This window comes from uncultured Bacteroides sp., assembly GCF_958445495.1.
GTDB lineage: Bacteria > Bacteroidota > Bacteroidia > Bacteroidales > Bacteroidaceae > Bacteroides.
In genome coordinates this window covers 1-16,339 of the sequence record NZ_CAUCSQ010000074.1, presented here as the reverse complement: position 1 = coordinate 16,339, position 16,339 = coordinate 1, and the positions used below count along the sequence as shown (strand labels likewise).

The window sequence follows — 16,339 nt, the reverse complement described above, 5'->3', positions numbered from 1 at the left end:
CATCTTCATATGCTATTTTACTTTTTAGGGACATTTACTGAATATCCCTTTTTATTCATTTTGCATTTCTGCCGCCCCGATTTAAGACAGATGCAGGATGTAAATACAAAACAGAAATCATATATTCAACGAATACCGGAATCGGCCGGAACAAATCATGACTCTATTGCCTCACAAATAAAAGAACAGCAGCAAAACAAGATTACAAGCAATCACGACCCCGAATCCTCCTAGAATCCAAGGCCGGAGCCTGCTTCCTTTTCCTGCAAAGAACAGAGCATAAAACATATTTACCATTATGTTACTTATGATAGCCTGCATGCTACATGCAGTAATTATCAACGCGGTAATATTCCCCGTATTTTGCAGCAAGTTTAATATAAAAGGAGTTATATCGCTAAATCCGGAAATGAAAGAGAGCAGGTTCAATCCGCTCGTACCGGCATAAACCAAAGTATAATGCGTTAAAACCGTAAAAATCACAAATAATACGGCAAAAATCAAAGCGACTTTAAATTCCAGCGGATTGCTGCTGTCATCATCTTCCGGTTCAATACCGGAGTCTTTCGGACGTTTCTGCCGGGAATGGATAAACCAACCTGCAACAGAGGCTATCACAGACATAACCAACAGGTACGGGTAGATAGACAAAAAGATTTCCCTGCTGAATATCAGTATCAATATCATAAACCGCAGAAACATCATGCTGATAGCAAACATCATTGCAGCTACATAATCAGTAGCCTCCGACTCTTGGGCTTTCCGGCTTTTACGGGCGAGTACCGAAATCGTTGCCGTACTGCTATACAGCCCGCCGATAATGCCGGATACCAAAGTGCCGGATTCATGAAATACATACCTCTTCAACAAATAAGACAAATAGGAGATGCCGGATACGACCACTGTTGCCAGCCAGATGGTATAAGGAGTGAGATTGATGTCCGGTATCAGGTTCTTATTCGGAAGCATAGGCAGTATTATACCACTGATAGCCAAAAATTTCGCCAGGGTAATCATCTCGTCATTCTTCATCCGTTGAGCAAACTCGGTAAAAGTATGTTTAAGTTCGGTCAACAAAAGCACCGTTACAATCACCATGACATAAAACCATGAAGGCTGTGTAGCTACGATGGGAGCTATGCAATAGGTTATCAACGCAATGATTATGGAAGTCACGCCAAAAACATGAAATTGCGACTGCTTGACGTAATAATTCAACCCCAGCAACAGTCCCAACACCGCACCGCCTCCCATGAACAAGCGCATATCGGCAGGATCGAGAATATAAAGCAGATACCCCAATATGCCGATAAAGGTAAACGTACGGTCAGTACCGAAAAGAGTTGCCTCACCTTCACGTTTCAGACTGAGCCGACGCTGCGAAAGCCCGATAAGCAGAGAGAACAAGGTGACCAGAATAAAAGTAACCAATTCACGCGGCAGATAGTCATATAGCTGTTCCATACATTGTTCTTTTAGTACAAAAACAAATATACGGTTTATTTGTTAAGGTTCACCACGTTTTATACGGTTTTTTCATCAGTTGGGAGTTATAATAGCGCACGTCTCCCGTCACCTCTTCACCAATAAAATCCGGCTTTACAAAAGATTCATTTTCAGACTCCAACTCTACTTCCGCAACAACCAGTCCCTCATTTTCACCGTAAAACTCATCTACCTCAAAAACATGTTTCCCGCTACGCACCAGGTAACGGGTCTTGTCAATAATCCCGGGTTCGCAGAGCTGCATCAGTTCTTCCGCTTCTGTCAGAGGGAGTTCTTTCTCCCACTCATAACGACTGGTCCCGGAAACATTGGAGGCTCCTTTAATGGTGAGATAGCCTTTCCCGTCACGAATACGGACTCTCACCGTACGCCCACGTGCACTGCTGATATAACCTTGCATAATGCGGCTTTGTGCAAATGCCAGCGACTTAAACTCGCCGGTTACCAAAAATTTTCGTTCTATTTCTTGTGCCATGGCACAAAAATAACTAAAATTGTTGATAAATGGTACTGATTGCCCGCCAACTAGCCTTTGCTTAAAACCTCGTCATAAATTCAATAACGATTTTATCCCGTTCCGATTCTTTAGGAACACCGGATTTCTTATAAAAGTATTTCTCGAAATTCAACCGGAGATCAGCGACAAAAGCTTTGGAAAGGCTTAATGTGATTCCTCCCGTTACGCGATGACGGGCATAATCGTTTATAATCAGCGTTCCTTTCGTTTCGTCCGCAGTTCCGTCGCTATGGTCCGTCATCATATCATAACGGGCAAGGAAAGATATTTTATTAAAAATCTTCTTTAACGGCAAATCGTAATTGACAAAGCTGTTTATTGCATGGACATCTTTAAACGCATCGTGTCCATACATCTTATACAAATATTCCGCTTCAATATGGAAACGTTTGTTTTGGTAATAAATACCGGCATCATACATATTGATTCGCACATTTTCCGGTTTTATCATCTGAGTGCTAAGCGTCACATTCCAGTTTTTACCAGGCAACAACTGGGCTTTTACCGAATAGTTCAATGTTTTATGCCATTCTTTCTGGTTAGTCAAACCGGAACCGTTGAACAATCCTCCTTCGAGTATAAACGAAAACTCTCCTTTGGATGTATAAGCTGCAGTAAGCCCGACGTCACGTACATTCCCGACTTGTTTGGCTATAAACGAACGGTTGGCGAAATACTGCTGATGGGGTGAACGGTGGGCATCTATCGTAAAAGGAACGCGCATCTGCCCGATTGTAAAATTCAAGTCTTTCACCGGAAAGATACGTGCATACGCATCCAACATCTTGATTGACCCCTCATCGGAAAGGTCGATTTCCGCCTTATAGGCAACCGACGGATGGACATTACCCGAAACACTGAAACGGGCGTTGCGCACTTCAAAACGGCTTTCCTCCGTTTCCGTCTGATATTCGTATTTTCCCCGTATGGTTCCGTGAATCTCCGGCAGGTAATCCTTAATTTCCATGTTCCGCTTATCCAGCCTTTTTCCGTCCCCGGTTTCTTCTTTGACTTGCCCCCACACCGTCGCCACCGACAAAAGAGCGACAATAGTCGTTGTAATTCTACTCATTTCAGTTGTTTGCTACTAAATTCACGGCAAAAGTACAACTGTGAAGATACACCGGAATGACAAACCGACTACGGAAAAATTACAGAAAAGTTACATTTATGTTACATAAAAGACAAAACCTGCATATAAAAAACACCACAAAGGACACAGCACATACAGAGTCTAAATAAAACTTCTGTATTTCCCTGTGCCCTTTGTGATGAATTTCAGCCGAAAAAGGAAAATGCAATCAACATAACCAATGCCAAAATAATTAAAGAAATAAATACTATCTTGACTACCTTTTGGGCTTGTTCTTCTTCCTTCTTGCTGATTACTGCTTTTTTCTTACCTTTACCCATAATAGTTAGCTTTAAAGTTCAACGCTAACAAAGTAAGAACAAATCTTTTAACTTTCCAAAAATAACACTTGCTAATTTCAGTTTTTATGATTCCTGCGAAGAGAACTCCATCAGATAGGCTTTGATGAAACCGTCTATCTTGCCATCCATCACTCCGTTCACGTCTGAAGTCTGATAGTTGGTACGATGGTCTTTCACACGGCGGTCGTCAAATACGTAACTTCGGATTTGAGACCCCCACTCAATCTTTTTCTTGCCAGCTTCCACTTTCGCCTGTTCAGCCATGCGGTGTTGCAGTTCCTTATCGTATAAGATGGAACGCAACTGGCGCATTGCATTCTCACGGTTTTTCGGCTGGTCGCGGGTTTCCGTATTTTCAATCAGGATTTCTTCCTCTTCGCCCGTATAGGGGTCTTTATACTGATAACGCAAACGGACGCCGGATTCCACCTTGTTCACATTCTGCCCGCCGGCACCGCCGCTTCGAAATGTATCCCAAGAAATGCGTGCGGGTTCGATATTCACTTCAATACTGTCGTCCACCAACGGGGTCACGAATACGGAAGCAAAGGAAGTCATACGTTTTCCCTGTGCGTTGTACGGAGAAACACGCACCAAACGATGGACGCCATTCTCACCTTTCAGATAACCATAAGCGAAATCACCTTCGATATTGATTGTACAGGTCTTGATTCCAGCCTCATCTCCCTCCTGAAGATTGGCAATCGTGGCCTTATAACCGCTCGTTTCCGCATAACGCAGGTACATACGCATCAGCATGGACGCCCAATCCTGGCTTTCCGTTCCTCCGGCGCCGGAATTTATTTTCAGTACGCAATCCATCTGGTCGGCTTCATCGCGAAGCATATTTTTAAGTTCAAGCGCTTCCACCGCCTCACTGGCTTTCGCATAAGCCGCATCCACATCTTCTTCGGTCACCAGCTCTTCCTTGTAAAAATCGAATGCCAGTTCCAGCTCGTCTGCCAGTGTCTTGACCTCACCGTAACCGTTAATCCATTTCTGCAGGTCTTTCACCAGCTTCATCTGGGCTTCCGCCCGTTTCTGGTCATCCCAAAATCCCGGTGCCTGTGTTCTTAACTGTTCTTCTTCGACTTGTATTTTCTTCCCGTCGATGTCAAAGATACCTCCTCAGCGCATCCGTGCGCTCTTTCACGTCTTTAAGTTGTTCAATAGTAATCATCTGATAATTTTTGAGTTATAAATATTAAGTTTTCAATTATTATTAACGGTATATTCTTACGTTTACCGATTCATTTTTCAATTTTCCTCGTACATCTTTTCAATCTGCTCACTATAATTCTTTGCTACGACATCCCGTTTCAGCTTCAACGTGTTAGTCAGCTCACCTCGTTCCATACTGAAAGGTTCGGAAAGCAAAGTAAAGCGTTTAATCTGCTCGTAATGAGCGAACTGTTGTTGTAAAGTCTCTATCCGTGCACGGAAAAGGCCGACAATCTTCGGATGTTGCAACAGTTCGGGCATGTCCTTATATTGAATGCCTTTTTCTTTGGCATATTCTTTTACGTATCCGTACACAGGAACAATGAGAGCGGAGACGAACTTACGCTGATCGGCGATAATGGCAATCTGGTCAATATAACGGTCAATCACCAACCTCGTTTCCAATGCCTGGGGAGCGATATATTTTCCGTTTGATGTCTTGAAAAGGTCCTTGATACGTTCCGTGAGGAATAGCTGTCCATTCTTAAAATAACCGGCGTCTCCCGTATGGAACCATCCGTCGGAATCGATAGCAGCCGCAGTAGCTTCCGCCTTCTTATAATATCCTTTCGTAATTGTCTTGCCACGCAGAAGAATTTCATTATTTTCTCCGATTTTCACTTCAATTCCCGGCAGTACGACACCCACCGAACCGATGTCGTAACCTATCGGCAAAGTACAGGATACAGTGGCCGTAGATTCCGTCAAGCCATATCCCACCACCATATTGATACCTACCGAGTGGACAAATTCATTGATTTCGTCAGGCACGGCCGCACCGGCAGTCGGGAAAAAGTTTCCATTCTCAATGCCAATCGTTTTTTTCAGCAAAGAGTAAATCGTCTTTTCATAAAACTTGTATTTCAACTGATTCATCACCGGAGGCGTTTTTCCAAGACGCAGGTAGTCCAGATTATGGATTCTGCCTACCTTAATCGCATCCAACATCAAGGCTTTCTTCAGTCCGGTAGTCTCATTGATTTTTTCCTGTACGCCGGCATACACCTTTTCCCAGAAACGGGGAACGCTGCACATCAACGTCGGACGAATCTCTTTAATTGTCGTTTGAATATCAGCCGGACGGAGATTTATACAAATCTGTACTCCTTTATGCACGCAGAAATAACACCAGGCCTTTTCAAACACGTGTGTCAACGGAAGAAAGTTCATGGATATATCTTTGTCCGTCATGGTCGTCAAACGGTCATCATGTGTACGGAACTGTTCCAGATAACAGGAATGAAGCAATATCACTCCTTTCGGTTCGCCCGTCGTTCCGGACGTATAAAGAATATTAGCCAAATCATCATAAGAAGCACGCCCTGTACGTTCCTCCACCGTATCATTATGCGGCAATCCTTCTCCCATCGCCATAAATTCATCAAAGTAAACAGATGATACATCGCGGGGGTCTTTCACTACCGAACGGTCAAAAATAATCAGTTGCCGCAATGAAGGGCAGAAACCGAAAATGCTGAAAGCGGCATCATACTGATATTGTTCGCCCACAAAAAGAAAACGAATCTGTGCATCATTGATTATATATTGGGCTTGTGCGGGTGAGCTGGTTGCATAAAAGGGAATGGTAACAGCCCGGTTGGCGAATGCGCCGAAATCGACATAAAACCATTCAGGTTTATTCTGTGAAAAGATACCGATATTTTCCTGCTCTTCTACCCCCAATGCCACGAAAGCATTAGCTGCCTGTCGTACAGTTCCGGAGAACTGCTTCCATGAAATAGGAATCCATCGGGCTGTCTCATAGTCACGGTATTTTAAGGCTACCTTGTCGCCATATTTTTCGGCCTGACGATGGACCAGGACAGATAAATGATGATAAGTCATACTCTATGTATTAGTAAATATGGTACAAAGGTATTAGTTTTATTTGAAACAATTGCGCAAAACGACTATCTTTGTGCAAATATTTAGGTAACAGATAAAAGATTTACAACATGAAATATGATATTCCGTATATGGCAACAGAGGCCGTAAGCCTTCTTAAATCATTGATAAGCATTCCTTCTGTCAGCCGGGAAGAGACACAAGCTGCCGACTTTTTGCAAAATTATATTGAAATGGAAGGTATCCAGACCGGGCGCAAGGGAAACAATGTATGGTGTTTCAGTCCGATGTTCGACCTGAAAAAGCCGACAATCCTGCTTAATTCCCACATAGACACGGTGAAACCCGTCAACGGTTGGAGAAAAGACCCGTTCACTCCACGGGAGGAAAACGGGAAATTATATGGACTAGGAAGTAACGATGCCGGCGCCAGTGTCGTTTCGCTATTACAAGTGTTCCTGCAACTATGCCGTACTTCACAAAGCTACAACCTGATTTATCTCGCCTCATGCGAAGAAGAAGTCTCCGGCAAAGGCGGGATTGAAAGCGTACTGCCGGGATTCCCCCCCATTTCATTCGCTATTGTGGGAGAGCCGACGGAAATGCAACCTGCCGTTGCCGAAAAAGGACTGATGGTACTGGACGTCACGGCAACAGGAAAAGCCGGACATGCCGCACGCAATGAGGGAGACAACGCCATCTACAAGGTACTGGATGATATCGCCTGGTTTCGCGACTACCGCTTTGAGAAAGAATCACCGCTGTTAGGCCCCGTCAAGATGAGCGTCACCGTAATCAATGCAGGAACTCAGCATAACGTGGTTCCCGACAAATGTACCTTCGTTGTCGATATCCGGAGCAACGAGCTTTACTCGAATGAAGAGCTGTTTGCGGAAATCAAGAAACATATTTCCTGTGAAGCGAAAGCGCGTTCCTTCCGTCTCAACTCCTCACGGATTGACGAAAAACATCCGTTTATACAAAAAGCAGTAAAGCTGGGACGAGTTCCTTTCGGTTCTCCTACCTTATCCGATCAGGCATTGATGGCATTCCCATCGGTTAAAATCGGTCCGGGACGTTCGTCACGCTCACACACGGCAGAGGAATATATCATGCTGAAAGAGATAGAAGAGGCTATCGGGCTGTATTTGGAATTGCTGGATGGGCTTCTGATTCAATAAAAGTCATTGGTGAATCGATAGTTGTTATCATACTAATAGCTTTCAACTATCAATTCACCCATACAATGGTATAAATAGTTCATTCTTAATACATAATATATGAATATGAAAAAGATTTTATTTTTTTATGCCATTTATCTAGGGGTTGCTCTGCAGCCTATACAAGTTCAGGCTTGCTGTCTCGACAATGAAACGCCTCCCGCCAACAAGACTACTACTATTCTGCAATCGCCTGAGGTGGACAATGCTAAAGTAATCCAATTCATTAAAGATTTCTACGCAAACTACGTCTTTGGAGAAAAGAATTATATTCCGGCTGTGAAGAAACATTGTACAGCCAAATTGCAGAAACAGTTGAAAGACAACTACGAGTATGACGGCGAAGGATATGCAATATGGGATTTCCGGACAGGTGCGCAAGACGGACCAAGCGATGTATGTAAAGTGACATCAGTAGCCGTATTAGCCAATGGCTTTTACAAAGTTGATTTCATTGATATGGGAATTAAAGGTAACCGCACTTTGAAAATAGTCAATGAAAATGGTACATTGAAGTTCGATTCCATTAAATAGCCAGTCTTCAATCAGGTACTATATTTTTGATTACCCGAATATAAAACCTTATTCCGTTGATAATTGAAGATGCAGTTTCAATTCAACAAGTATAAAAAAGGGTATCACTTTCACCGATAGAAACCATGAAAGTGATACCCTTATTTGATAGGATATTTATTTTATCCTATGATCCATTTACTGCCCGGTATAAACGAAATTACCTTCGTCGTTACGAAACAACTGACAAATGTAACCACTGCAATACATGGGATAGCGGCAACAGTAGGTAATTCAAGCGTTTGCTTGAACACGGTTACCCATAGTCCCAGCCAGAAGATATGCATAAGATACATGCCATAGCTGAGTTTTGACAAGTCTGTCACCATCTTCGGGGCTTCCGGACGTTTTATACAAGTAAACATAAGGAAGGTACCCGTTGTGAGAAGCACACAATTGATTGTACAGAAAGCCCATCCTATTTCTATCACAGGTGTGGAATGAAGTTCTCCGGGCGTAGCCTGGACATAGAACGAATAAATGGTCCATACAGCCCCGACCAACATTAAAACGGTTCCGACAATGAGACGTTTGGAACGGCTCCATGCCAAATGTACACGTATGTAATGCGCCAGAACAAGATATCCCAGATAACCGGAGAAATACCACAACATGTGATATTCATTCCAGAAACATTGTCCCCACACCTCACCGCACCAGCGGTTGAGATACGGCATGTACGTAGACAACACGAACAGCCCGATGAAAAAACGTTCCTCTTTTGCCGTGGCTTTACGCAGCCAGGGAGATATAATGGGAATAAACAAATAAAGGCTAATCAGAGGATACATAAACCAGAAGTGTCCGGCCAATGTCGGGAAATTCAAGAATATCCGCGACATATCCTTGATTGATGTCGCCGCATCCAACTGTCCCCATAACATCGGTAAAGTGCTATACAGTATCATAAATATGAAAAACGGCGGCAGGATGCGGAGGCAACGCTGACGGTAAAATTGCCACATCGTTTGTCCCTCTTTCATCGGTGCGAGAAGAAAAGCGGAAACAATCATGAACAATGGTACTGCCATACGTGAGAAACCGTCGTACACAGCCACCCACAACCGGTCTGCCTCAGTAGCCAAATAAGATTGAGGTCCCGCCATATCAGTGGAGCCGGGAGCACCGTAAAAATTCTCACTAGCGTGAACGACCATCACGAGGAAACATGCGAACACACGGATATAATCTAAAAAAACAATACGTTTCATTTTCTATTTTTTCTGTTGTCTATTTATTCTCTTGTATTCGGGAACGAAGATATTCTCAACCGTGCCGCACCCATCGGAATCAAAGTTACTTCCTCTTTATCACCTTTCACCGCATCTTCTTCCGGCAATACACCGCACAATCCGGTTTCGTCTATCTTCCATTCGGGAACCAGACGCCCTGTGGCTTTCACCTCCAAAGGCACGCTGTTTACCGTAAAAGGAAAGTTATCTGCAGGCCAGGATTTACGGACGACTTTAAAATTCTTCAAAGGTTCCGTCTTATCTAATACCAATGAATAATTCCAAGGGCTGTCCGGATAGATTTCTGTGGTAGGCCATTTCTTCGAATCTGCGCCTTTCTGCCATTTGGAATCACCGATAGCGGTTTCACGGCTGTCTTTCTCCACATATTTCTCCCCGATTTTGAGAGACAAAGTCAGAGGTCCATAATCTACGCTTACGCTGTTCTTATTGACTTGCCATGTACGCATGGAAAGAGACATCGGAAGAGTCAGCTCAACACGGTCGCCATCCGACCATTCACGATTGATACAAAGATATTTCCCGGACACGGGAGCTACACCGGCCTTCTTGCCATTCACCCGTACCTCAGCATTGGAAGTCCATGAAGGAATGCGAAGATAAAACGGGAAAGCGACCTTCCCATCGGTAGAAACCGTGAAAGCTATATTCTCTTCAAAAGGATAATTCGTCTCTTCATGAAGAACAACTTCTTTGCCGTCACCTACTTTCACCGTCGCTTTACAAGCTGCATAAATAGCTGCCGCCACTCCATTATCGGGAGTTGCCAACACCAGATGTTCGGCGAAGTAAGGCCAGCCTTGTGCATGATTATGTTGGCAACAACGGCTGCTGAAAGGATTCATCGAAAGGAACGGACCGCGATTGTCAATGCCCGGATGATGATTTTTCGAATCGCTGACGACATGATTCGGGCAGGTGATATAACGCAAAGCTCTGAAATCCGGCATCACGGCAGCAGGATACGAGTTGAACGCAACCTCTTCGCAATGTTCCGCCCACATAGGGTCTCCCGTCATGCAAAGCATGATTTCATCGGAAGCCATTTGCTCTACCAGACCGCAAGTCTCCACTCCCTGACGAGGATCGATATATCCCATCCGGGCATTCTCGTCCGCACCGAACATACCACCGGGCACTTGTCCGAAAGTACGGCGAATCAGATGATGGACATTATAAGAAGCTTTCAGCAAGGCAGAATCCCCGGTTTGCATATAATAAGTAGCCGGTTCACGGAAACATTGGGCGATGTTCACATTATGCCAGTTAGGTAAAGATGTGGATTTTGTCCAATCGGCGGTATTCCGGTGAATCTTCTCTGCCAAATCGAGCAAGAAAGCATCGCCGGTGCGATTATAAAGCCAATAAACACTGATAATGTTATCGCCGCCACGGCTGTTTTCCCAATAATCCTTTAAGAACCGGTCGTCGGGAACGGTCAACTGCCATTTAAAATAATCCGTCATCAAGTCAATGACACGTTCGTCCCGGGAATACTCGTAATAAGATTGCAGGCACCAGAGCATAATCATTTGCGCCCAAAGTTCGCGTTTCCCGTTGCGTTCGTTGACAGGACCGAAATAACCGTCCGGCTGGCGACTGGCAAATACACCTTCAATCCAGTATTTGGTTTCCTCTATCATTTTCGGGTCGTTCAGGATATACGCCAGATTGCCGTAACCCTTGAGCCAGTAAGGAACCTCTTCCCAGCCGTGGTCTCCGCCGGTCGTCAACCAGGCATTGTTATCTTTTTCCAGCCAAGCGCTGATTTCTCCCAGATGCCCGGTCAGACCATCCCGTTGCAGTTCCAGGTATTTTCTCACCCAACCTTCAGGTTGGATACTGCCTACCGGCAACTTTATAAAATTCAACGGACGAAGCGGAGCCCGATACCCGACATAATTGGTGTTGACAGATTGTATATCCGGACGGTCCGTAACCGTCACTATATCGTCAGAGGGTACAGACGTACATGCCGTAAACGCCAGCCCCATCACGACCGATGCAAAAATACTTTTAGTGTTACTTTTTCTCATATCGTCTATTCTACTGATTCTAAAAAACTATCCCATAAACCAATGAGCCTTATTCGGCATCAGCTTATACATAAGCGCCGTAAACGCCCAGCTACAAAGGAAAATACCTGCCGCCATCAACGGAACCTGCAAAGGAATAGGGATAGACGAAGGACCGATTAACAGGAAGAAAGGTCCTACGACAAAATAGTGTACCATGTAAATGCCGAACCCGCACTTTGTCATATTTGCCAAAGCCCTGACAGCAACAGGATTCGTTATTCTCACCTTTTGAAGAAGCAGGAACACGGCCAACGTCATCAAAACCACATTGGGACTACAGAAAGTGAAAAACAACTCCATATCCGCTTCCGTATGATTCGGGTCGGCGGCAGCCGCACTGAAACCGGAATAAGTGACATAATAACCTATGGCAAAAAGCACGGCACAGATAAGCAGCGTTTTCCCGATTCCCCAGTCATTTCCTTTCTTGACATAATGTCCCAACAACAGATAACCGTTGAACCCGGCAAAATAATAGAACATGCCAAAAGCATTCCACGTACTTGTACCGAACAAATAGGCAGAGATATATTCCGCCATATAAGGCAGGAACAGGGAGATAAACCAAATCCACAGATAAGTCTGTTTCGTTTTGTTATCCGCCCTTTCTATCCATGCAGAAAAGAAAGGCATATACAGATAAAGCCCAATCAGCAAATAAATATACCACATGTGATTCTCCTTGAAACTGAAATTAAAGGGAATCATAGCAACATCTTTCAATGAGTCCATCAGCTCTTGAGACTCATTTCCCTGTACATAACAAAAGAATTGCCCGATAATAGACTTATCAAGCCCTATCACTCCTGTAAACCACGGGAACATATTATAAAGGACAGACCAAATAAGAAAGGGAAACAGCACACGATAAATGCGTTTCTTATAAAATTTCCCCAAAGGCTGTTGTTTGACAGGCAACAACAGCAAACCGGTCATCATCACAAACAAAGGGACAGAGGGACGCAACAAAGAACCGTAGATAGCTGCCCAATGCGTATATTCCGGAATGGCGCCCAATGTAGGCGAAATATAAAACGGATCGATACAATGTACGCCAATCACCATCAACATAGCCACAGCACGGATTACGTCTAACCAGACAATCCGATTATCAAGGGTAGGGAGCTGGTTCATAGCCTATTTATCGACAGAGAATTTAAAGATACACTGACTCATATACTTCTCGCCCGGACGCAATACGGCCGAAGGCCATTCCGGTTTGTTCGGAGTATCCGGATATTTTTGAGTTTCAAGACATACGGAAGCACGCTGATTGTAAGTAATGCCTTTCTTTCCGGTCAACGAACCGTCGAGGAAATTGCCGGCATACACCTGAATACCCGGCTCGTTGGTATAAACATCCAGTACGATACCCGTCTTCGGCGATTTCAGAGAAGCACATTTACGAGTTACATCACCTTTCGTATTCAACACCCAGTTGTGGTCGTAGCCATTACCGTTTTTCAGTTGCACGAAATCATAGTCATTGATACGCTCGCCCACCGGCGTCGGGGTACGGAAGTCCATTGGGGTACCTTCTACTGAAACGATTTCACCGGTTGTCATAAAAGTGCTGTCCACCGGCGTATAATAATCCGCATCAATCATCAACAGATGTCCGGCATTACTACCTGCATCACCATCCAGGTTAAAATAAGAATGGTTAGTCATATTCACAATAGTCGGCTTGTCGGTTTCCGCCTCATACCGAATGTCGATAGCATTGTCGTCCGTCAGTTTCATCAATACTTTGCAAGTGACATTTCCCGGAAAACCTTCTTCACCGTCTCCAGCACGGTAAGTCAACTGCAATTCTTGAGGGTTCAACAGTTCTGCATCATACACCCGATATTGGAATCCCTGTGGGCCGCCATGCAGACAGTGACCGTAGTTATTGCGAGGAAGCTGATATTCCACACCATCCAATATGAACTTGCCCTGATTGATACGATTGGCATAACGTCCGATGCTTGCGCCGAAATCCGAAGGTTTGCTGATATAATCCTGAATAGAATCGAACCCTAAAACAACATCGCGCATCTGTCCGTCCTTATCGGGAACCATCACAGAAACAATACGCCCGCCGAAATTGGTGATACATACCTCCATGTTGTTCTTGTTACGCAGAGTAAACAAATCGGTTTTCTTCCCGTCCACCTCCGTTTGAAAATTACTCTGCAATAAACCGGAATCCGTCGTTTTTTCGGCTTTCGGCGTACAAGCTGCCATTAAAAGGGCGGCAACTGCTCCCACACATAACTTTTTCATGATACAACTGATTTTTAGATATTCATTTTCAAAAACAAGAAGACGCGGATAACACGTTCCTTCCGGTCTATATCAGAAAGAGAACTGCATCATCCGCATACTCCATATTCAATTCACAATGTCTGCATCTTACTGTATACTGTTCAACAAATCGACCTTTCCTTCATTTATCAGTTTAAGAATCAATTCACCGAAAAGAGTATTCTGCCAAGCGAACCATGCACGGGTAAATTTCTCCGGATTGTCTTTGTGGAAAGACTCATGCATGAAACCGGTCCCGGCATCCGTATCCATCAGCATCTTGATACAGGTCTTGATTTCGGCATCATTCTGACTGGTAAAGGCTTTCATCATAATACTCATCGGCCAAATCATATCATAGCCGATATGCGGACCACCGATGCCTTCCCCTGCCTTACCTCTGAAAAAATAAGGATTGTCCTCGCTCCATACAAAACGACGGGTATTCTGATAAATCGGGTCGTTCACATCTACATCACCTAAATAAGGCATTGCAAGCAGGCTCGGCACGTTAGCATCGTCCATCAGGTAATGATTTCCGAAGCCGTCTACCTCGAAGGCATAGATTTTACCATATTTAGGATGATTATATACCGCGTACTTCTTCAAAGCTGTTTCTACTTCCTGCGCCAGGTCTTTACATTCTTTAGACAAGGCTGTTTTCTTATTTACTTTCTCCAGAATCTCGGCAGCCTTACGCAAAGAAGACACTGCAAAGAAATTGGAAGGAACCAGGAATTGAAGAGTGGTGGCATCGTCCGAAGGACGGAAGCTGGAAACAATCAAACCGACAGGTTTCACCGGTGCTCCAAGGCCGTCATTGCTCACAGTATCCAGTGCACGTTCTGTTTTACGCTGGAATTTATAAGGGCCTACTCCTTCTTTACGTTGCTGTTCCTTGAAGGTTTTCAGTACGTTAGCGATTGCCTGAATCCATTCTTCGTTGAATATGCTTGCATCTCCGGTAGTCTTCCAGTAGTGATAAGCCAGACGCAACGGATAACACAGGGAGTCGATTTCCCATTTACGTTCGTGCAATTCCGGTTTCATATCCGTAAGGTCGCTCATCCAGTGACCGTCAGGAATGGCGCCGTCATTAAACGCATTTGCATACGGGTCGATATTGATACATTTAAACTGGCGGAGGATCACTCCTGCCAGCATTTCTTTCAGTTCGGGGTCCGAATTAGCCAGTTGCACATAAGGCCATACCTGCGCACCGGAGTCGCGCAGCCACATGGCATGAATATCCCCCGTATATACGAACGTATCCGGTTTGCCATCGCTTCCCTTACGGAAATGTACGGTAGTGTCCAGGGTATTCGGGAAACAGTTGGTAAACATCCATGCCAGCTTCGCATTCTTCAGAAGCTTCTGTACACGGAGAATCTCCTTTTCCACTGCATTCGAACGGAACAGGCGGTTGGATATTTCAGGACGGTTATCTTTCTGAATGGCATCTGCCAGACATACATGCATTTCCATCATACGGTTGGAGGCTTGTAGCTGGCCACCGCAGAGAAACATACCCGCCAGCATACCTGCACTGATATATTTGATTTGTTTTTTCATGATTACTTCTTCTTTTTGAATTCATTAGAGAAAGAGTAAGGGAAATCGCTTTCTTTCGTACCACGTTGCTGATTGGGTTTGGCATCCATCTTGAAAGAAATGGTGGCACCATTCATCAGGTCCTGATGGGTCAGGTAGTTTTTGGTGTATTCCTTGCCGTTCAGCGTCATTGATGAAATGTAGCGCTTGTCGTCTCCGTTATTCGGGGCGGAGATGGTTACTGTCTTTCCGTTTTCCAGATGCAGTTTCATCTCTTTGAAGTAAGGAGTACCCAAGACATACTCATCCGTACCGGGGCATACCGGGTAGAATCCCATTGCCGAGAATACATACCAGGCAGAAGTCTGGCCGTTGTCCTCATCACCGCAATAACCGTCGGGGGCAGGAGTATAGAGCTTATCCATTACTTCACGAATCCAGTGCTGCGCCTTCCAGGGTTGACCGGAATAATTATAAAGATACAACATGTGCTGAATCGGTTGGTTACCATGTGCATAATTTCCCATATTCATAATCTGCATTTCACGGATTTCATGGATAACGGCTCTGTAATAGCTCTCATCGAATATCGGAGGCAGAATAAATACAGAGTCCATCATCTGGTTGAACCCGTCTTTACCACCCATCAGGTCGATCAGACCTTGAGGATCGTGGAATACAGACCAGGTGTAATGCCAGCTATTACCTTCCGTAAAGGCGTCTCCCCATTTCAACGGGTTGAACGGAGACTGGAAGGTGCCGTCTTCATTTTTGCCACGCATCAGTTTGTGTTCGGGATCATACAGATTCTTATAGTTCATCGCTCTCTTTGCGAAGATTTCAATCTCTTTT

14 protein-coding genes are annotated in these 16,339 nt (G+C 44.5%); 2 read left to right on the top strand and 12 right to left on the bottom strand.

Annotated elements, in window-relative coordinates; all coding sequences use genetic code 11:
- Nucleotides 1–171: 171 nt before the first annotated feature.
- The 6 genes from Q5076_RS16675 to Q5076_RS16650 form a co-directional block, all read right to left on the bottom strand.
- Entirely contained in the window at nt 172–1,464 is a 1,293-nt protein-coding gene (locus Q5076_RS16675) for a DUF4010 domain-containing protein (protein WP_303014809.1), read from the bottom strand.
- 49 nt (nt 1,465–1,513) lie between these two features.
- Nucleotides 1,514–1,981 carry a CYTH domain-containing protein gene (locus tag Q5076_RS16670; protein ID WP_303014808.1) on the bottom strand — a complete coding sequence of 156 codons (468 nt, stop codon included), beginning with the start codon at nt 1,979–1,981 and terminating at the stop codon, nt 1,514–1,516.
- A 61-nt stretch (nt 1,982–2,042) separates the two neighbouring features.
- Complete coding sequence (locus tag Q5076_RS16665; protein WP_303014806.1) at nt 2,043–3,095, bottom strand: porin; 1,053 nt, start codon at nt 3,093–3,095, stop codon at nt 2,043–2,045.
- A gap of 206 nt (nt 3,096–3,301) precedes the next feature.
- A complete protein-coding gene (locus tag Q5076_RS16660; RefSeq protein WP_303014804.1) occupies nt 3,302–3,436 on the bottom strand; it encodes a hypothetical protein in 135 nt (44 codons plus the stop codon).
- An 84-nt stretch (nt 3,437–3,520) separates the two neighbouring features.
- A protein-coding gene (gene prfB / locus Q5076_RS16655; RefSeq protein ID WP_303014802.1) for a peptide chain release factor 2 occupies nt 3,521–4,637 on the bottom strand; the annotation gives its coding sequence in 2 pieces (ribosomal slippage) (nt 3,521–4,573 and nt 4,575–4,637; 1,116 coding nt in all).
- Between the two features lie 77 nt (nt 4,638–4,714).
- Nucleotides 4,715–6,523: a long-chain fatty acid--CoA ligase gene (locus tag Q5076_RS16650; RefSeq protein ID WP_303014800.1), complete on the bottom strand. Its 1,809-nt coding sequence runs from the start codon at nt 6,521–6,523 to the stop codon at nt 4,715–4,717.
- 110 nt (nt 6,524–6,633) lie between these two features.
- On the opposite strand from Q5076_RS16650, the gene Q5076_RS16645 reads away from it, so the two are divergent.
- Together Q5076_RS16645 and Q5076_RS16640 are read left to right on the top strand one after the other, a co-directional pair.
- Nucleotides 6,634–7,704 (top strand): M20 family metallo-hydrolase, encoded by a 1,071-nt coding sequence (locus tag Q5076_RS16645; protein ID WP_303014798.1) that lies wholly within the window; start codon nt 6,634–6,636, stop codon nt 7,702–7,704.
- Nucleotides 7,705–7,809: 105 nt separating this feature from the next.
- On the top strand, nt 7,810–8,277 hold the full coding sequence (locus Q5076_RS16640) for a hypothetical protein (protein WP_303014797.1): 468 nt from the start codon (nt 7,810–7,812) through the stop codon (nt 8,275–8,277).
- Nucleotides 8,278–8,438: 161 nt separating this feature from the next.
- Here the strand turns inward: Q5076_RS16640 and Q5076_RS16635 are convergent, their stop codons facing one another.
- The 6 genes from Q5076_RS16635 to Q5076_RS16610 form a co-directional block, all read right to left on the bottom strand.
- Nucleotides 8,439–9,527 carry an acyltransferase gene (locus Q5076_RS16635; RefSeq protein WP_303014796.1) on the bottom strand — a complete coding sequence of 363 codons (1,089 nt, stop codon included), beginning with the start codon at nt 9,525–9,527 and terminating at the stop codon, nt 8,439–8,441.
- Nucleotides 9,528–9,550: 23 nt separating this feature from the next.
- Nucleotides 9,551–11,605: a beta-L-arabinofuranosidase domain-containing protein gene (locus tag Q5076_RS16630; protein WP_303014795.1), complete on the bottom strand. Its 2,055-nt coding sequence runs from the start codon at nt 11,603–11,605 to the stop codon at nt 9,551–9,553.
- A gap of 27 nt (nt 11,606–11,632) precedes the next feature.
- The gene (locus Q5076_RS16625; protein WP_303014794.1) at nt 11,633–12,781 is read right to left on the bottom strand and encodes an acyltransferase; all 1,149 of its coding nucleotides are present in this window, start codon (nt 12,779–12,781) and stop codon (nt 11,633–11,635) included.
- 3 nt (nt 12,782–12,784) lie between these two features.
- A complete protein-coding gene (locus Q5076_RS16620; RefSeq protein ID WP_303014792.1) occupies nt 12,785–13,915 on the bottom strand; it encodes an aldose epimerase family protein in 1,131 nt (376 codons plus the stop codon).
- A 129-nt stretch (nt 13,916–14,044) separates the two neighbouring features.
- A complete protein-coding gene (locus Q5076_RS16615; RefSeq protein WP_303014811.1) occupies nt 14,045–15,463 on the bottom strand; it encodes a glycoside hydrolase family 125 protein in 1,419 nt (472 codons plus the stop codon).
- A gap of 47 nt (nt 15,464–15,510) precedes the next feature.
- Nucleotides 15,511–16,339, bottom strand: an 829-nt coding sequence (locus Q5076_RS16610; RefSeq protein ID WP_303014791.1) for a glycoside hydrolase family 92 protein, incomplete at its 5' end; no start/stop codon positions are given.